This window comes from Paenibacillus sp. SEL3, assembly GCF_054602585.1.
This window is the reverse complement of record NZ_CM137725.1, coordinates 4,013,820-4,033,131: the sequence shown is the minus strand read 5'-3', so window position 1 is coordinate 4,033,131 and position 19,312 is coordinate 4,013,820. Positions and strand designations below refer to the sequence as shown.

At 43.5% G+C, this 19,312-nt stretch carries 16 protein-coding genes; 3 read left to right on the top strand and 13 right to left on the bottom strand.

Features of this window, described 5'->3' with window-relative positions; genetic code table 11:
* Positions 1-41: 41 nt before the first annotated feature.
* A complete protein-coding gene (locus ACYCS5_RS18535) occupies positions 42-1,781 on the bottom strand; it encodes a two-component system sensor histidine kinase NtrB (protein ID WP_039270619.1) in 1,740 nt (579 codons plus the stop codon).
* A 291-nt stretch (positions 1,782-2,072) separates the two neighbouring features.
* On the opposite strand from ACYCS5_RS18535, the gene ACYCS5_RS18530 reads away from it, so the two are divergent.
* On the top strand, positions 2,073-3,332 hold the full coding sequence (locus ACYCS5_RS18530) for a BaiN/RdsA family NAD(P)/FAD-dependent oxidoreductase (protein ID WP_029515803.1): 1,260 nt from the start codon (positions 2,073-2,075) through the stop codon (positions 3,330-3,332).
* Between the two features lie 284 nt (positions 3,333-3,616).
* Here the strand turns inward: ACYCS5_RS18530 and ACYCS5_RS18525 are convergent, their stop codons facing one another.
* The 6 genes from ACYCS5_RS18525 to ACYCS5_RS18500 all read right to left on the bottom strand — a co-directional run bounded on the left by ACYCS5_RS18525 (position 3,617) and on the right by ACYCS5_RS18500 (position 11,173).
* Positions 3,617-5,287, bottom strand: a complete 1,671-nt coding sequence (locus ACYCS5_RS18525; protein WP_029515804.1) for a ribonuclease J — start codon at positions 5,285-5,287, stop codon at positions 3,617-3,619.
* Positions 5,288-5,398: 111 nt separating this feature from the next.
* A complete protein-coding gene (locus ACYCS5_RS18520; protein ID WP_459759922.1) occupies positions 5,399-6,829 on the bottom strand; it encodes a YfcC family protein in 1,431 nt (476 codons plus the stop codon).
* Positions 6,830-6,831: 2 nt separating this feature from the next.
* Complete coding sequence (locus ACYCS5_RS18515) at positions 6,832-8,415, bottom strand: amidohydrolase (RefSeq protein ID WP_342425641.1); 1,584 nt, start codon at positions 8,413-8,415, stop codon at positions 6,832-6,834.
* A 135-nt stretch (positions 8,416-8,550) separates the two neighbouring features.
* Positions 8,551-9,264: a GntR family transcriptional regulator gene (locus ACYCS5_RS18510; RefSeq protein WP_459759921.1), complete on the bottom strand. Its 714-nt coding sequence runs from the start codon at positions 9,262-9,264 to the stop codon at positions 8,551-8,553.
* Between the two features lie 96 nt (positions 9,265-9,360).
* Positions 9,361-10,173, bottom strand: coding sequence for a fructoselysine 6-kinase (locus tag ACYCS5_RS18505; RefSeq protein ID WP_165148393.1), 813 nt, complete (start codon positions 10,171-10,173; stop codon positions 9,361-9,363).
* A 28-nt stretch (positions 10,174-10,201) separates the two neighbouring features.
* On the bottom strand, positions 10,202-11,173 hold the full coding sequence (locus ACYCS5_RS18500) for an SIS domain-containing protein (RefSeq protein ID WP_238437995.1): 972 nt from the start codon (positions 11,171-11,173) through the stop codon (positions 10,202-10,204).
* Between the two features lie 303 nt (positions 11,174-11,476).
* Between ACYCS5_RS18500 and ACYCS5_RS18495 the strand changes: the two genes are divergently transcribed.
* Complete coding sequence (locus tag ACYCS5_RS18495) at positions 11,477-12,109, top strand: LysE family transporter (protein ID WP_029515810.1); 633 nt, start codon at positions 11,477-11,479, stop codon at positions 12,107-12,109.
* Between the two features lie 20 nt (positions 12,110-12,129).
* On the opposite strand, the gene ACYCS5_RS18490 is transcribed toward ACYCS5_RS18495, so the two are convergent.
* From ACYCS5_RS18490 to ACYCS5_RS18475, 4 genes are all read right to left on the bottom strand, one after another.
* Positions 12,130-13,470, bottom strand: a complete 1,341-nt coding sequence (locus ACYCS5_RS18490; protein WP_165148390.1) for an amino acid permease — start codon at positions 13,468-13,470, stop codon at positions 12,130-12,132.
* A gap of 190 nt (positions 13,471-13,660) precedes the next feature.
* A complete protein-coding gene (locus ACYCS5_RS18485; RefSeq protein ID WP_165148387.1) occupies positions 13,661-13,960 on the bottom strand; it encodes a spore coat protein in 300 nt (99 codons plus the stop codon).
* Between the two features lie 18 nt (positions 13,961-13,978).
* Positions 13,979-14,164 (bottom strand): hypothetical protein, encoded by a 186-nt coding sequence (locus ACYCS5_RS18480; protein WP_029515813.1) that lies wholly within the window; start codon positions 14,162-14,164, stop codon positions 13,979-13,981.
* A 219-nt stretch (positions 14,165-14,383) separates the two neighbouring features.
* Positions 14,384-14,818, bottom strand: a complete 435-nt coding sequence (locus ACYCS5_RS18475; RefSeq protein ID WP_029515814.1) for a hypothetical protein — start codon at positions 14,816-14,818, stop codon at positions 14,384-14,386.
* Between the two features lie 289 nt (positions 14,819-15,107).
* Between ACYCS5_RS18475 and ACYCS5_RS18470 the strand changes: the two genes are divergently transcribed.
* A complete protein-coding gene (locus ACYCS5_RS18470; RefSeq protein ID WP_013369372.1) occupies positions 15,108-15,572 on the top strand; it encodes a MarR family winged helix-turn-helix transcriptional regulator in 465 nt (154 codons plus the stop codon).
* Between the two features lie 174 nt (positions 15,573-15,746).
* Here ACYCS5_RS18470 and ACYCS5_RS18465 read toward each other — a convergent pair whose 3' ends face one another.
* The gene (locus ACYCS5_RS18465; RefSeq protein ID WP_459759920.1) at positions 15,747-17,339 is read right to left on the bottom strand and encodes a glycoside hydrolase family 32 protein; all 1,593 of its coding nucleotides are present in this window, start codon (positions 17,337-17,339) and stop codon (positions 15,747-15,749) included.
* A 111-nt stretch (positions 17,340-17,450) separates the two neighbouring features.
* Positions 17,451-18,950 (bottom strand): glycoside hydrolase family 68 protein, encoded by a 1,500-nt coding sequence (locus ACYCS5_RS18460; RefSeq protein ID WP_029515816.1) that lies wholly within the window; start codon positions 18,948-18,950, stop codon positions 17,451-17,453.
* Between the last annotated feature and the right edge of the window lie 362 nt (positions 18,951-19,312).

Here is a 19,312-nt window from a genome sequence, read left to right as displayed (position 1 = left end):
TTTCACGTAATTTGCAAAAATCCGGCTATATTTTTGAACGATTATTTCTGTATCGGACTCATGACAGGAGGCTCAGAATGATCCCGGTAAGTCGGGACGGTTCTGCGCAATCGAACTTTAAACTGCGTGCCCATTCCCTCCACCGAATCTACGGCAATCGTACCGTGATGACGCTCCACTATACTTTGACATAAGGCCAGACCCAGACCTGTACCTTTCGTTTTGGTGGTGTAAAAAGGTTGGAACAGCTTTTCAAGCTGTTTTTGCGAAATTCCAGGCCCTGTATCCTTTACTTCCAGTTCCACGAAATCCCCTTCCTCATGAGTAGAAATGGTCAGCACTCCCTTTTCCCCCATGGCTTCCATCGCATTACGCGATAAATTAAGCAGCAATTGCTTTATTTCCTTAGGGTTCAAATGCAGCATCGTCACATGATCCTCCAGCTTTAGATCAATCGTCTGCCCCCTCAGATTCGCATCTGCCCACAATAAAGGCGTCAGTTCGCGAATAATATCATGCAGATGACATTGCTCCTTCTCGACAATTCGATTCTGGGCCAGTGAAAGAAAATCGTTAATAATCCCGTTCGCCCGGTCAAGTTCCTCCATCACAATGCGGTAATAATGGTTGAGGGATTCTGGGCTTTTCTCACGCATAAGCTGTAAAAAACCACGCACAACCGCCATCGGATTACGTATTTCATGAGTAATGCCCGCTGCCATCTGTCCAACCAGGCTGAGCCTCTCGAAATTGCCCAGCTCACTGCGCAGCGTCTCAAGCTCTGTAATATCTTGCAGGGCGATAATGACGCCTGTCGTTTGGTTTACATGTTTATCCCGAATAGGAAGGAAACTGGAGAAGAATACTTTGGGAGTAACATTTATAAAATCAGCACCCGCCTCTCCTTCCAATGCTTTCGCAACTCGTTCGTTAACCACAGGTAAAGTGTCAAAACCATATAACGTGCTCAATGGACGACCCACTATCTCAGGCAGTGTAATGTAGGGATCGTAGTTTCGATAGAGTTCCAGCATCGTTTTGTTCATATGTATAACTCGTTCTTCGCTGTCCAGAGTAACAAGAGATAACGGCATCAAATCCATAACTTGACGCAGCTTATCCACTTCAATTAAGTATTTGCTCGTAAACTCAGTCACATCACGCCGAAGCGTCAGTTTCTCAAAGGCATTATGCATTAGACTCACGACCGTAAAACTTGCCAGCACCCCTGCACCCATATTCCAAAACGTTGTAAGTAAGTCAGGAATGTATACAGAAACATCCTGTTTGCCCCACAGTAGCGGAAATATCGCCTTAAACAGCATATCAGCCACAACATATGCAGAGATCAGGAGCTTTTTGTCCAGCAATGTTCCTCTTTGAAAAAACTTGACATGCAGGAGCATAAAAGGAAAAAGGATAAAACCAGTGCCCACATACATTGGGGACATTTCTGTCGACTGGGCTATAATCAGGACACCCATCAGTGCGGAAGCAGCGAGCACAAAGGCAGTGCGACGTCTACCGTACATGATGCCAACAGCAAGGGGAATAATACCGAGATTAGAAGGTAGACCATACGGAGACTGATATTGAAAGAGTGTACATAGCAATATGGCTGGTAAGCAACACAAATACAGTATTCCTTGAGTGGGTCCAGGAAGCAGATTGCCGCCCCAAACCTTTTTCTTATCCCCATAATCCGTTAATATAGAGAAAAAACCCGCCGATATAACGGCAAGGAGAACTTGGAGCACACTTTCCTTCAACGCAATTAACAAGGACTTCTCCCCCTCATCATCTTTCCTTGACGCCGTTAGTTGAATTAAAGCACAGGCTACAATATATTACAATATATGTGTTAAAATTCCGGTATAGAACGACAAAATCTGCTAAATACCAGATGTATATAAGAAGATCGTTTTTACGCGTTTTAAAATCCTGTAAATTGAAAAATATACACGTTTACCGTGCCCTTAGGTTATCTAAAATGACGGTATTGCGATATGATGAAAAATTGGTTACGCCGTTCTGAATTTTTTGAAAATTTGTCGACGAAAAGGAAGAGGTTTATGACTTACGACGTTATTGTGATCGGAGGCGGCTCAGCCGGATTAATGGCTGCTGCCGCTGCCAGCAGTGAGGGCGCCAAGGTGCTTTTACTTGAAAAAGGAAATAAACTCGGGCGAAAGCTGGGGATCTCTGGTGGAGGCCGTTGCAATGTCACGAATGCCAAAGAGCTGGACGAACTCATTCGGCACATCCCCGGCAATGGCCGTTTTCTGCACAGTGCACTGGCGGATTTTGGCAATCGGGATATCATCGCCTTTTTTGAACAGCTGGGTATAGCCTTAAAGGAAGAAGACAATGGGCGTATGTTTCCAGTGACGGACAAAGCCAAAACAGTAGTCGATGCTTTGATTAACAAGGTACGCTCTCAAGGAGTCGAAATTCGGACAAGTCGTCCTGTTCAAGAGGTTATTTACAAAGAAGGTCATACAGCTGGGGTACGGCTGCGTTCCGGTGAAATCCTACATAGCCGTAATGTCATTGTAGCCGTCGGTGGCAAGTCCGTCCCGCATACCGGCTCGGAAGGTGACGGCTATGCATGGGCAGAACAAGCGGGGCATACCATTACGGAGCTGTATCCAACAGAGGTGCCATTGACCTCAGGCGAAACGTTCATCCAGACGAAAGAGCTTCAGGGACTATCCTTACGCGACATCAGTCTGACCGTATGGAATGCGAAGCAAAAGAAAGTTGTCGTCCATGAAGGAGATATGATTTTTACACATTTCGGTCTATCTGGCCCAACTGCTTTGCGGTGCAGTCAATTTGTCGTCAAGGGAATGAAAAAAGATAAGGTAAACACGGTGTTATTGACTCTCGATTTGCAGCCTCATAAACATGCCGATGAAGTCTACCGTGAGACGCTGGAGTTGGCATCGGTCGATGCTAAAAAAGCGATCAAAAACGTGCTTAAGCCTTATTTACCGGAACGCTTGATTCCATTGTTGCTCCAGCAAGCCGAACTGCGTGAGGACTTGACCTATGATCATATTCCCAAGCAGCAATGGCAAGAACTTGCTCATCGCATTAAGGCGTTTCCAATCCGTGTGAACGGTACGCTCTCTCTGAAGGAAGCATTTGTTACCGGGGGCGGTGTGAATTTGAAGGAAATTAATCCGAAAACGATGGAGTCCAAGCTGATGCCTGGATTGTTCTTCTGCGGTGAGATTCTCGATATTCACGGTTACACAGGTGGTTATAATATTACAGCGGCGTTTACGACAGGGCATACAGCAGGGACACAAGCGGCCGTAAGCGATTAAGACGCTGCGCGTAGGACTTGATCTTACGATCGCTGTTGCCACGGGATTCTCTTGATTATATAAAACATTTAAGGGTAAGAATTCCGTGGCAAAGGCGAACGCTTCGCTTCTTCAGATTCAAATCCTCCGCTGCGCTGCATACCACCACTGCATCCTCATTTGTTTGGGGGAGATAGGAAAAGGAAATGAAAAAGACTTAAATCAGTTGAATTGCTGAGTTAAGTCTTTTTTTGAGTAATCGTGTATTGAACAAGCTCTATCTTGTTTTGACATTTGCCGCTATCTTAAACCTCAATAATGATAGGTAAAATCATGGGTCTTCTCTTCGTCTGATTGTAAATGAACCGACCAACATCATCTTTTAACATCTGCTTAATCAGTCCCCACTGACTCATTTCGATTTCTGTTAGCTCGTTCACTGTGGACATAATCGTGTCGTGGATCTGACTCATGAGCTCTTCGGAATCCTTAACATATACAAAGCCTCTTGAAATGACCTCTGGCGCTGCGAGCATTTGCTTCTCATTTTTACTCAACGTCATCACAATAATCAGCATTCCGTCTGAAGAAAGTTTTTTACGGTCACGCAGGACAATATTACCTACGTCACCGGTTACCAACCCGTCTACCAAACTATTGCCAGCTGGTACTTTAGGGCCCAGGGATGCCCTTCCCTCTTCAATTTGAATCGTGTCACCGTTATGGACGATAAATACATTCTCCATCGGAATCCCCACAGACTCCGCTAATTGCCGATGCTGATACAGCATTCTGAATTCACCATGTATAGGAATCAAATACTGTGGTTTCATCAAAGTCATCATTAATTTCAATTCTTCCTGGCTACCATGACCGGATACGTGCATCCCTGTAGAGCTACCTGATCCATAAATAACCTGGGCACCCAGCACATACAGGTTGTCAATAACCTGGGAAAGGTTTCGCTCATTCCCCGGTATGGCTCCCGCAGCAATGATGACCGTATCACCAGGCAAAATTTCGATTTTGGGATGCAGGGAATTGGCTAAACGTGACAATGCGGCCATCGGCTCTCCCTGGCTTCCGGTACATAAAACTGCAATTTCTTCTGCGGGAAACCGCTCTGTTTCTCCCGCCTCAATCAGTAAATCCTCAGGCATATGCAAGAAGCCCAGCTCCTTGGCCACTGACACCACATTTATCATACTTCGTCCGAGTAAAACCAGTTTCCTGCCTGTTTCCACAGCCGCGTCAATGACTTGCTGGACACGGTTAACATTAGAAGCGAACGTGGAGATAAACACCTGCTGTTTGGCTCTGGCAAATGCATCTAGAATATGCCCGCCAACCAAACGTTCTGAAGGGGTAAATCCTGGCCTTTCCGCATTTGTACTTTCGGAGAGCAGCACTTTCACCCCCTTCTTTCCTATTTCAGCCATTCGATGAAGATCGGGAAAAGGTCCGCTTACGGGAGACATATCGAATTTGAAATCGCCGGTATGGACCACATTTCCTTCCGGTGTCTGAAAAAAGACACCCAGGCAATCCGGGATACTGTGAACCGTGGTGAAAAAGGATGCCTGAATCGTTCCCGCTTGAACGGTTGAATCCGCATCTATAAGATGAAGCTCGGCATCACGCAAAAGGTTATGTTCCCTTAACTTAATCTTAATTAATTCGATGGTGAGCTTTGTCCCATAAACAGGCATGTTAATCTGCTTGAGCAGATAGGGAATACCTCCGATGTGATCCTCATGCCCATGAGTCACAATGAGCGCTCTGACTTTATCCTGATTTTCCAGCAGATAGGTGACATCGGGCACAATAAGGTCAATACCAGGCAAGTTCTCATCAGGAAACTTCGAACCACAATCGATTACGACGATATCCTGATCGTATTGGATGAAATACATGTTTTTCCCGATTTCATTCACACCGCCTAGAGCAGCAATGAGTAATCTATTATCACCAAGCATCAAGTTTATTTCCTCCTTAGAAAAAGGCTATCCATATTATTCATTTTCCACGTAAACTTATACACAAAAAGAAACCCTTGTCTCTAAAGACAGGGGTTCTCACTTGATTTACTAAATACCCACCGCAGCCGAAATAGCAGCGAAAATAGCAGCAACTAACCACAGGATGGGGAATAGCTTGAAGATTACCTTCAGCCACTGTCCAAAGCTGATCCGGGCAATGGCCAATCCTGCTAGCAGAACTCCACCTGTCGGTGAAATGAGATTGGTTAACCCGTTACCAAACTGGTACGCTGTGACTACGGCTTCACGATTGATGCCTACAAGATCGCCAAGCGGTGCAAGTACAGGCATAGTTAGTGCTGCTTCCCCCGAAGAAGATGGGACCAGGAAAGTAATAATATTATGTGCAACCAACATAATGGTTGTGAACAAGTAATTTGGCAATCCTTCCAGGATGCCTGCGAGTGCATTCAATACGGTATCGATGATCATACCCTGCTCGGCGATGATCAGAATTCCGCGAGCGAGACCTATAATCACTGCAGCGTAGATGAATTCTCCACACCCTTTTACAAAATTCTCAGCTATCTCCTTCTGGCTCATTTTGGTAACTACCCCGACAAAAAGACCGAGTGCGAAGAAAAGGGCGCCGATTTCAGTCATATACCAGCCTTTGGCCAAAATTCCCCAGACAATGGCTCCCAGCGTTACAATAAATCCACCTATAATTAATTTGTCCCGAAACGTGAAGACGACGTCCTCACCTGTATTTTCTTTTATAAATTGCTCACGATTTATAATATCACTCTGAAAAACAATGGATTTCTCCGGATTTCTCTTAACCCGGTGCGCATACCACATCGTAAAGGCAATAGAAATCATAGTAAATACAAGCCATTCAATAAATCTCAGCCAGAGCTGTGGATTCCCCTCCACTCCTGCGATCCCCTGGGCAATCAATACTGAAAATGGATTCACAGTCGAACCAACATAGCCAATTTGCGTTCCCAGAAATAGAATGAGAATAGCAGTCATAGAATCGAAGCCTAGGGCAAACATTAACGGAATAAAAATTGCATACAGCGGAATAATTTCTTCGCTCATCCCAAAGGTAGAGCCTCCAAGACTGAATATAACCATGGCAATTGGAATAAGCAAAATCCCCTTATTCTTCAGTCGCCTGGCAAGAGCCATCAGAGCACGATCGATGGCTCCCGTCTGCAGAATAATCCCGAAGGAGCCGCCTACAATAAGGACAAAAGAGACCACATCGGCAGCATTGATAATCCCTTCAATCGGGGCGCTAAGGATTTGGGGGATTCCCTGTCTTAAATCACCATTCTCACCCGTTTTGGGTACAGTGTGATAGGTTCCCGAAACGATTGCCGTTTTGATCACACCGTTCACTGTCACTTCATGACGCTCAAACTGTCCGCTGGGTACAATCCATGTCAACGTAGCGACCGTAATAATAATCAAAAATATTAAAGTATAACTATGGGGCAAGGATAATTTCCATTTCTTATTCTTGATGTTCATGTTTATCCCTCATTCCAAGAATGGTTATACGTAACCTTCCCTCCCATAATGGTCAATATCACTTGGGCATCCCTGATGTCCCCAGCGGATGCGTTAAGGAGGTCGCGATCAAAAACGGCGATGTCAGCATATTTTCCAGCCTCCAGCGTACCTGTAACCTCTTCCATATAACAATGTTTGGCTCCATTAATGGTCCATGCCCTTAAAACTTCGGATGGCGGCATCCCTTGGTCAGGATACCAGCCTCCTGCAGGCGAGCCATCCGGGAATAATCGGTGAGAGGCTGCATACAGTGAATCAGGGACACTAGTGATAAATAAAGGCAGATCAGTCCCAATGGTTATTGGCACGTTAGCCTCCAGCATGGATTTATAATTATAAAAGCGGTTTTCATTGTCTTTACCTACCACAGCAGACATATAAGCATCCTCGTAAGAAGGATTCAGTAGCAGGATTTGGGCGTAGACTTCGGCAAAAATTTCGTTCTCGCCCATTCTAATCAGATCATCTGAATGAGGATACTCTAGATCACTGATCGAATGTCTAATAAGGTGATTACCTTGTTGTTCGCGGCATTTTTCAATCATCGATACTGCCTGGCGAATTGCAGCATCCCCTTCTGCAGTTAGGCAGCATTTGATACCTTGGCTGTCTGCTTCCAGAACTGAGGCTTCAATTTTTTCATAATCAACCGTTCTTAAATTCGTGACTTCAGGCATATCTGCGTAAGGCTCCAACATATCCCCTGTATGATCGGCTACAACGCCGTCAAGCATCAGCTTGTATCCTTGGAAACGAATAAGGTCTCCATTATAAAGTGCTTTATACTTGATACCGGTGCCAACATCCAACGGTTCAACAACGGGTTCAAGCGAAAAATGAAATCGGAGTGGCAGTTCTCCTGCTTCTTTCAATTCTTCTAGAATCGGCAGTAGCTCGCTATGTCGGTCAAAGCCAATATCCTTTATGGAAGTAACTCCTCGTGCAGCCAGCAGGCGGCAAAACTCCACAAACTCTTGTTTGACAAGGCTGCGATCCTGCATCATGGCTTGGAGTAGCAAAGCGCGTGCCTCAGCACTGCATTGATCCGGCAAAAATTGATATTTCTCCTGAGCCAGTCGGTTCATCCAGCAGTAGCTTTTATTTAGGTTAATGGCAATTACCGCCCGATCAGGGAACATCTCGTCCAACAAGCTTTGTTCCGGCAGCTTGCCCCATCTTTCCTCGCTCCAACCGTAAGCGGTTACATCTTTCCCTGGCGGAAGATTGTTTGCCGCTTGCAGCATGGATTCCACTGCTTCTCCAATCGAGGCTGCATGAGTCAAATCCACGCCCCGATGCATCGACATATATCCGGTAAAAAATACATGATTGTCATGAACTCCTGGCATGATAAAAGCATCACCCAAATCACAGACAACCGTTTCAGTTCCTATCCAAGCTTGTGCTTCCTCGGGACGCCCCACTGCTGCAATACATTCTCCCCGCAGTGCAATAAACCCAGGCGAAGCTTCATTTTCTAAGCCATTAAAAATAGCATTTGACAGTAGAACCTTGTCCGCTAATGTGTCCTTCTTCCCTTGCACAGTTTCACCTCCTCATTATTTATCCGCTTCATAACATAACGTAATATAACGTTATAACATTGCTTCTGCTTCTCTCATGGAGTGGAAGCAGAAGCTGCGCCGTACCTGAATAACATTACGTAACAGGCAACGGATTTATATTGAGAATTGATAACGGTCCCCAATGATGTACTGCTTACCTACATGAACGGGGCTTCCATGCTGATCATAAATAATCGTATGCATGTAGAACAACGCCTGTCCGATGGCTGTCTCTAGCAGCTTTGCCTGGTATTCATCCGCCAAAGCGATTTGTAATATCGTCTCTCCCGGTTGGTTAGGATCGATGCTGTATTTATGACGCAATAGTTCGTATACAGAGCCCTCTAACTGCTCTTCCATTAGAAATGAAAATCGGTCATAAGGATAAAAATTATTCTCCAGCATGAGCGGTCGATCACCGGCGTATCTTTGGCGCTGAATAAATAACACTTTTTCTCCTTGTGGCAACTGCAACTGATGTGCAATTTCCTCATCTGCTTCTATGATTTCACGTTCTGTGACCACACTGTGTGAAGAGAGGCTGTTGGATTTGCAGGCAGCCGTAAAGCTGATCACATGTTCAATCTTCCGCCCAATTTTGGGTACATTGACAAAGGTTCCTTTTCCTTGACGTTTGGTCAGATAACCTTCATGAACCAATTCGGCAATCGCTTTTCTTACGGTAATTCGACTTACATTGTAGGTCTCGCTTAGCTCAGTTTCGGTCGGTATACGACTTCCCTGCGTATATGTTCCATTATGAATAGCAGTTTTGACCGCTTTTTGTAATTGAATATATAATGGCTCTGCTTGATCTGAATTCAACATAATGTACCCTCACTTGTCATATAACGTTATATTACTCCCACTTAGAGTATCAAATGTTACATATTCTTACAAGTGAAGATGTTTGAAAAAAGTTTATTAGTAACGGACGCCGTATCCGAATGAACCTTCTACCAGACAGCTCTGGGCGGCAACCCTCGATCCTTCTGCCATAGCGTCCTGAATATTATCCTTTTTCAAAAAACTCAGTAAAAAGGCGGTGATATAGGAGTCTCCTGCCCCCATCGTATCCACAGCGTCCACGGAATCAGGCGTTTGAAAATAGAACTTGGTACCATCATAGGCAATAGATCTATCTCCGCCGCGTGTGGCTACCAGAATTTGTCCCTCTTTTTTTCGATTGGAGCGGATATAGTTCTGTGTCTCTTCATCCGTCATATGGCTGCAAGAGAAGAATGCAAAATCGGCGTACGCAATATATCTCTCGACCTGTTCATCTACGAAATCATCTGAAAAGTCAAAAGAAAGAGGGATTCCCAGCGTCTCCAATTCAGGCAGCAAGTGCCCTGTATGACTGTACAAGCCCGTGTGAATAAGGTCGAACCCGCCAACATAGGCCTTGTCATCTTCACTCAGCTTCAGCGGGTGGAGACGTGTAACTCCTCCCTCATTGCTGCCCAGAAATACTCTGTCCCCGTCTTCCAGGGTTACACGTGCGCAGCCGTTCTCACCGCTGTGATATCTGCACCGTGAAATGTCGATTTCCAGCTCACGGAGAATGTGTTCTACATGCTGTGCTTCGTTATCATCCCCGAATACTCCAATAAAGGCTGCATCTACTCCCGCTTTTTTGGCAAACACACTGAAATTAAGCGCATTGCCGCCAGGATACATCATGCGCAGATGAACATATTTATCTACCACATTATCGCCAATGCCTAGAACTTTCATGATGGTTTCCTCCTGTTGGTAAGTGCGCTTAGTAAGCTACTTTGCCCATATAACGGCGAGTTTCCAGTGGGTGATTGCGTACATTTGCGAGTGCTTCACGATAAACACATACAATGCTATAAAATAAAACCGGGTTAAAGAACTCGACAACCTCGTCAGCAATGGTTCCGATTCCAAGCTCCTTCGCATCGATTACTTCTACTTTCTCGGCATATTGATTCAGGAAAGTCTGTGCCCGCTCATCCAATGCCCGTGTGCGTCCTTCGTTGATCATCAGAATAAATGGAGTTTCTTTATCCGTTACTTCAAACGGACCGTGGAAAAATTCACCGGAATGGATTGAAGCCGCATGAAGCCATTGCATTTCCATTAGAGAACAGATAGCAAATCCGTAGGCATGTCCATAAGAAGCTCCGCTGGTCAGGATATAGAAGAGATCTTCATTGCGGTATTTGTCAGCGAATACACTGGCACGCGGTTCGACTTGTATTTTGGCCCTGTTAATAATTCCATTGATTGCTCCCAAGCCGTTCTGGAAAGCTTGATAATGCACATAGCCTTCAGCGACTTGAAGCAGCTCAACAGTAAGCTCCAAAATAATAGCCATCGGGTTATTTTTGACATCGCTCTCATCTCCCCACTCGTAGAGGAATGAATAATCAGAATAATTGAGCAGTGTCGCTTCACTATTGTGGGTTAAGCCGATGGTGTAAGCGCCTTTCTCTTTGGCTGATTTAGCAGCCGCAACCGATTCCGGCGTGTTTCCTCCATGGGAACACACGATGACAACTGAGTTTTTACCTAATCGTTTTGGCAGCGCGTGCACAAACTCATTTGCTGTATACATGCCTGCTACCAGCTTCTTCGCTTCACTATCCAAGAAATATTTTGAGGGATACATATCGACTAATGAGCCCCCGCAAGCTACTAAATAAACCTCAGAAATCTCTCCACTTGATTGTTCATAAATCGTTTGAACCGTCTGTTGTACATTCATCATTTTTACCTCTCCTTTTTGTATAACGTTATATAACGTATTGTTTATGGGATAAATATAAGCGCTTTCACCAAAAGTGTCAAGCCCATTTATTCAATGAACTTTTAATGATCTGCATTCAAAAAGCTCTAATCCTTTTGTCGAAGAATTAGAGCTTCTATTGGGATTTGATTTATTGAGTGTTTGGTCATAACGAGATTACACCTACAAAATACGCAAAAAATTGGTCTTACCCATGGGTTTGTCCGAATAAACTAAAGTAGACAAGTACATAACAGCCCATAAAAAATCAAGGAGGAAAACACCATTAATACATTTATCAGTTATATTTTTCTCGGTCTGTCACTTTCGGCCCCCATTGGGCCGATTAATGCTGCACAGTTGGATCGAGGTATTAAGAATGGATTTTGGCATGCTTGGTTTATCGGGCTTGGGGCAATAACCGCAGATATAATCTATATGCTGCTTGTCTATTTGGGAATGATCCACCTTCTCAATGCCCCGTTTGTTAAAGCTTTTTTATGGTTATTTGGTTTTTTCGTACTTGTGTATACAGGTGTTGAAAGCATCAAAAATGCAGGTGTGATTTCAGAATCTGAATTAAGGGGAAATGGCAATACCTTAACCAATTCATTTTTGGCAGGCTTTCTGATGTCATTATTTAATCCTCTCTCCATCCTTTTCTGGCTTGGCATTTACGGGTCCATACTGGCCAACGTCGCTAATACATATCCAGTACAACAGCTAATGATCTTTAGCGGAGCGATTGTATTAGGTGTGTTACTCTGGGACGTAACCATGGCAGCCGCTTCAAGTATTTTCCGGAGGTTTCTAAAAACCGGATTACTTAAAACCATCTCTTGGATGTCTGGATTATCTCTTATCGGTTTTGGTTTTTATTTTGGTGTACAGGCATTTCAATTACTTTTTTTACACTGACGATTAACTCTCTGACAAAGTTAACGAGATTCCTTGGCGTGTTTTCGGCGAACCCATTGTACAATGAGGTCACATATTGCAATGAACAAGACCAGAAGTAAGCTGATGTAAACCCCAGGACGGCTAAGCTTATGAAAAAAGGATCCGACCACAGCCATAGCTATCAACAATAATCCAACCCAGCGTTTAATGTTGCTAGATGTGCTCGATTCCAGTAACTTACCTGAAGACAGCAAAATAAAGCACCAGTTATACAACAGCATTAACCCTGCAGCTGTTGTAATATATTCATACACTTTTCCCGGCAGCAGCAACGACATTACGATGGCTGAGATTAATCCAACAGTGATCAAACTAAGTGCATACAGAGGATATTTGCCCTTCCACTTCCGTGAAAACAATGTGGGCGCATCTCCCTCCTGTGCAAGTGTAATCATCATAGATGTCTCTGCATATAGGGAGGCTGTCATTGTTGAGAACCCTGCAATAATAAGCACTCCATTAAATAAATGAGGTACAAAAACCAGATGATCGCTGCTCAGCGCAAGCACAAATGGACTTTCCTTCGGGTTAAAGGCACTTAAGGGTACCATAGACACAGCCAGACCAATCGAAAGCACATATACTACAACGAGCGTCATCAACATTACTTTTCCTGCTTTAGGTGCATCCTCCGGTTTTTGAAGCCGATTAGACATTATTCCGAGCACTTCAATACCTCCGTATGCATAAAAGGCAAAAATAAAAGATGACCATAATCCCATACCGCCGGTAGGAAAAAAGTCTTTGTAACTGATGGGGAACTTTGGATTATATTTTCCTCCTCCGATCCAGCCTGCCAAAAGAGCAACGGCCAAGACCAGAAACATAACAATAGCTGCCATTTTAATAATAGCCAATACATTTTCAACTCGATCAAAACCCTTGTTACCAAAAAAAACAATCACAAGCCCTAAAATCCCGAAGCCTGCCGCAAAAATCCACATCGGTACCTGAGGAAACCAGAAGCGTGAGAATATAGATAGCGCCGTTAGTTGGCTCCCATTGATAAGCAATTCTGAGAACCAATACACCCAGCCACTACCGAAGCCTGCCCAATTACCAAATGCTTTTTGGGCATAGGAACGGAAAGAGCCCTGTTCTGGATGATCTGCCGTCATGCGCGAAAGAGCGTCAAACACCACATACGTTCCCACCGCTGCCAAAAAGTATGCAATGAGTACGGCTGGGCCACCGATGGAAATCGCTAAGCCGGACCCGAGGAAATATCCTGTACCGATGGTACCTGCAACTCCTAACAAGCTTAGTTGCCACCATTTTAGTTTTTTTTCTTTTTGCATACGATCCGAAGACTTACCCATAAAAGAGAATCACCCTATTCCTGAATTTGAGACCGAGTTCTCTATTTTAAGATTGCCTATTTCACCATATTTCATGTGAAGCATGACTTGGCTTTATTTATGAATAAAGAAGCACCAGAACCCCGTTAAGGTTTACTGGTGCTTTGTAAATGTATAAAATTGTCCGAGGGGTTAAGTGAAACTCAAACGATCAAACTTTAGATAAAGAAAGGGCCTTATCGGCATTTTGAATATCCATTTGTATTTGCTGCTCCGGATCATAAGCGTTATAGTAACCGTTGTTCTTCATGTAATTAAAGATTTGTTCATGAAGATTAACCGCTTTGCTCAATTGGTCACAAAGAACATTGCGAACTTCCGAACTGGTTGACTCTGTCAGCGCAAGAGCATAGTTCTTAATTCCGCTTTTAGCTGAAATTAATAAATCAGAAGCAATCACCTGATCGTTCATGGGACTCGTTCCAGTCATATTCTCAACAAAAGAGTTCACGTTAATCCTCCTTTAAAATTACACAAGTAGATTTCTAAGCTGTTGAATATCTTGTGTACCACCGTTGACATCCTGCTGCAAAATGTTTTTTAAGTTTGTGTCTGACACTAAAGGAATCATGGTTTGGGCTTTTGTGAGACAAGTTGTTTTAAATGTAAGCAGCTCATGTAATTCCAATTTTTCGTGAACTCCTAATTTTTGCATGGTCAAAACCTCCTTTCTGAAATTGTTATTCCCTGCTGTCGCTGCTATTTATGCAAATCCTACAGAGTTTCAGTTCTGGCAAAAGCTCCAACTGAGTTTTTCTCACACAAAAAAAAGCTCCTTCAAAGCCACAATAATCCATGGTCTTATAGGAACTTTTCCTTAAAATGTGCTGGACAGTGAAGACTCAAATTTCTAATCATGATTTTAGGATAAAAATCAGGTATGGATGCTTCCAGAAAATCCATCCACATCGTCCTCGGGTTGAGGATCAGAGCTGACGTTGTGCTCCTCCGTCGTATTAGTGTACGTTTGAGAGGAGCCATTTTTATAAGCTTCGCTCCAGTCTTCGTTGATCGTATGTGCTGGGATAATCCAGTCTTCCGGGCTATAACCTGGATTATGTACACCTATATTTCCTTGCAAACCGGGATATTCATCCGGTTTAGAGAAAAGAGTCCCTACCTCAATCATGCTTCCTTCATAGGCTTGGCAAATTTCCAATGCAGACAGTACATCTTGGTTCTCAATATGTACATTGAGACCTGTGTCACCGTTCGTGCTGGCAGAGTATCCAATTTCCTTTAATGTTTCACAGGCTTGAGCAGCTTGCTGCGGATCACGAAATTGAAAACGGAAAGAACCCGTATCCATGTGTTTCATCTCCTCTGAATTAGCTTATTTTGTTAATTTGTTCATTAGGTTAGGTATGTTCTTTTTTAATATAACCAACCAGAACAGTATTTTTACATTCAAATCCTTTATTTTTCAAAAATTTACTATAATGCTTTGAAATTAAATAGTTAAAAAAGCAGCTACTGTGACAAATCGCATGTTTTCGCTATGTAAATCCCTTTATGCTAGTAACAAGGGTATGGTTGCCCGGTCATCCGAGCCGAGCGGTCAAAGGATGCCCAAATCCATACATAAAGGCGGAATGAAGATGATAGATTACCGAACATTGGTGACACAGCAATCCATGCATTTGTATAGCGTGTTTGCCAAGTCATTCAAAAGTGTAAACGAACATGCGGTTGCTGGCATCAAAACGGTGGGCTTCAACCCAACGGCCTTTGCCGTGATGGAAGTTTTATATCACAAGGGCGCGCAGCCAATCCAACAAATTGGAGCAAAGCTGCTTCTGCAAAGCGGAAATGTCACTTATGTTATTGACAAGCTGGAAAGTCGCGGTTATTTGCACCGTCACCCGTGCGACCAAGATCGTCGGATTATATATGCAGAATTGACGGACGAGGGACAACGTGTCATGGACGAAATTTATCCTGATTATACACGTCAGATTGAACGTGCCTTTAGCGGAATCAGTGAAACAGAAAGAGATCAACTCATCGGCTTGCTTAAAAAATTGGGTCGTAGCGCTGATAACCTGTCACCTTATCACAAATAGAATGTATAGTAATTTTAGCAAACAAACATTTGTGAAGAAATGAACAATCTTTAGCTGTGCTAAACGTAGATTAGATTTATACTAGAAAAGTCCACCCTTATATTCATGGGTGGACTTTTTATATACCTGAATAGAGCGAAATATGCCCAAGCTTACGAGCAGCATAAGTATCTGCTATCGACTAAAATGTTTGACCACTACATTGTTAAACATAGCCGGACCGCCATCGGAAAAAAGAGTAATTTTCTGATCCTCTAATCGTGGAAATATTAAGGAGGAATAAGCTACTTCTCCATCATCTACAAACACTTCAATGCTGGTTTTATCGACGAGAATGTTTAGGTGGACCTTTTTCTTACTAGCATCAAAAGGCGCCTTGCTCTCTACATATTTCCCACTCTGATCTGGATGTCCGGTATTGGCTCTATTTACGTAGGAGTATTGCCCATCCACCGAAACACCGACATCCACATGGCGCTTGCCATCTGCTGACTCTCGAAGCCTCAGTCCCGCATTTTTGATCGTTGACCAAGATACATCCGCCTCTAACTGATAGGTATCGCCTGCTACCGGAAGCGAGTAAACACCGTCTACTTTGATCTGTCCAAATGATTTCGTAGAAGTTTGGAATCGATCCAAAGTTTTTACTGGCTGTGAAACCAAGCGATACCCAGCATCTGCTGTATGCTTCAACCGAATTTGACGAACAATCGAATCCATTCCATTAAAGCCTTCCTTTAGGGTAGGCGTGTTATTGGCATAATCCCAATTATTCATCCAGGCCAGAGCATAACGGTGACTGTATTTATCTTTGTCTTTTCCTTCCTCGAACGTAACTGCACCATACCAGTCAAACCCATAATCCAGCCACTCAGGTTCACTGTGATCAGGGAGAAACGCTTCTCCATTAAAATCTCCCGTCCAGTAGGCATACGTGTTGGGTCCGCCTGTTGGTTTGCTATTGGCGCTCGCGCCCAAAACCCATTGATAGGTTCCATCATCTGCACGCATCTGGTAAAGGTCAGGACATTCCACAAGCCCGATATTTTCCGTTTGAAAGCCACTCGTAAATTGCCAATCCTTTAAATTTTTAGACTTATAAAAGCCAATCTTCGTTCCCTCTGCCATGACCATCATCCATTGATTACGCCCAGTATCTCGGATGATTTTGGGATCTCTGAAGTCCTTTGTACCGGGATTGGACATCACAGGCTTGTTGCGGTAAGAAGTAAACGTCTTGCCTCTATCCTTACTGTACCACAAAAATTGTTCCTGCTTTCCGCCATCTGCGGAGGGCTGTGTCACAATGGCTACCAGCGTCCCTTTTCCAAAACCTGCGGTATTCTTATCATCGATCACGACCGAACCGGACCAAGGATCTCCATTCCGGTTCGTATATTTGGGAATCGCCACCCCTTCATCTTTCCAATGAACCAGGTCGGTTGATGTGGCATGTCGCCATTCTGTACCGTTCTTTTTGGGATAGTCACGATTGTATAAATAGTAATAATGATATTTTCCATCGAAATAAATGGGCCGTTGGGGGTCATTCTTCCACTTATCCGGAACGGTAAAATGATAGGCTGACCGATAGGTCGGTGTTGTATGCTTACTTTGTTTAGCTTGACTTTTTGGAGTTGCAGCAGATTTTGGGGGTTCGGCTGTATCCTGTTGGTACATACTCCAACCCATAGCTATGAATATAGTTAAGCCTGTGATGATTACAACGGATCGTATCCAAATGCTCTTGGGAGTTTTTTTTTTCATTATGACGATCCTCCTTACCTCTCATTGCATCGTTATGTACCGTCCGATGGACGACAGATCGGGTTGCTACCAATCTGCCGCCTTCGGACATACTGCATTACATATACTTACTTATTTCTTTCCATACTCATTTGGGGATTCTTTTTTGTCATTCGTTGGATCAATCGTGATTTGCCCTTGCTCCAAAATACCGTTTTTCACAACAGAGGTTTTCGAGCCTTTAATATTCAGCAGGAAGCTTGGTGCGAAAGTAGATTTGTGATCCGGGAAAAGCCCGCGATTGGTCATATAACTCGAAACGACTACGTTATTGCCTTTGCCTTGCGGGATAGCAAAATGGGCATACGTCCAGGTAATATCATCACGATCCAGATCCTGATGAAGAACGAGACCGGTTCCATTCAAGGGTTTATAAGGCCCTGTCAAGGAAGTAGAAACATAACCCAGCATGTAAATATCATCGTCACCGATCGCATCTACAGTCACCTTGGAGCCTCTCGTACTCGTAAATAAATACCACAAACCGTTCATTTTGAACACATTTGCCCGTTCAATTTCATCTGTTACCAAATTGGAAGCAATCAAAGGAGGCATTACATTTTTCAACGTATAATCATCATTCAATTCAACGATGCCCAGTGCGCCGTTAGCCAGCTCAGCTCCCTTTTTCTTGGGACTTTGCAACAAATTTTGTTGCTCTTCCGTGAAGAATTTCTTATTGCCGCCATAATAAGCTGGGTTTTGAAGCGAATCTTCGCCTTGGTAGCCGGTTTCTGTTCCTGTGTTGGCTTCAAATATAATATATTTGTGGCCTTGATCCTCGACATAGTGAGGGTCTCTAAACGTATGGTTGTCCATATCTATTCCGACGCTTTGCTGTACATTTTGATAGGTTTTCCCATCTCCACCGTCATAGATCGATTTCAAATCCTCGACTCCATCTACTTTCAGTGTCTTGTCATCAGGCTGAGAGACATTAATTTGAGCCGTGCTCAAGGTTTGTTTGCCGTATAGTTGGTTACTTGGCTCAAAGGGCTGTCTGCTGGTATAGAATAAACGTACTTGTCCATCAGAGGTTAACGTAGCAGAACCGGACCATTCTTCTGACTGATTTTTTAGAATCGGATCGTTGGCAAGTAATTTATCATTGTCTTTAAATACTCTTCCGGCATTTTTCCAGCCGCTCAGCGAGGTATTACCCGCTTTTTGATAGAACAGATATATAAATGTATCCTCTGCTCTTTTAGGATCGCCTGCCAATCCAAAAACGATATTATACCCTTTGTAATTGGCTACTGTGCCATCGGCATTTTGTAACGGCCAAGAGTCCCAGACATCAAAATCAGTCAGCTTGCCTGAGCTGTCGCGACCAATAGCAGAAGGAATATTCTTAATTGTAGACGCATCGAAGGACGGAACCTCATATTTCTCTTTGCCTTGCTGTTTGAAAATATTCAGCATGTCATTACGCGTAATTTGCGTAAATGCATTGTCTGTTTTGAGATCAGATGCATCATTTTCCTCGGCAAAAGCCTGAACGCCGCCTCCTAACAGCAAGGTAGTTGCTACTGTTGCAGTGGCTGCTTTACTGAACCATTTGTTAAACTTCAAGTACTCCATCTCCCTTAATCTAATTATGCTTCTAGATTTGAAAACCAACTTTTTGGTTGATAGGGCCATTTTATATGGTATGTCAAACGATTGATATAGACTGAAAAGCCCTATTATGTGAGATAAGAAAACAGGTTACTCTATGAATTTCATCCTCATATTTTCCTAGTAATTTTCTGAAAATCCCTTTTTTTTCATTCTTATTACATTCAGAAAAATTTGCTGCTTGATTTTTTTCCGTGTTTCATATTGCTAGCTTGGTTGCTTCATTCACATGCAAAATCATTCTAAAATAAATCATACAAAGCCCAATTTGTAAGCGGGTTCAAAAAAATAGTTCCTTAGTACCCTACAGCTCCATC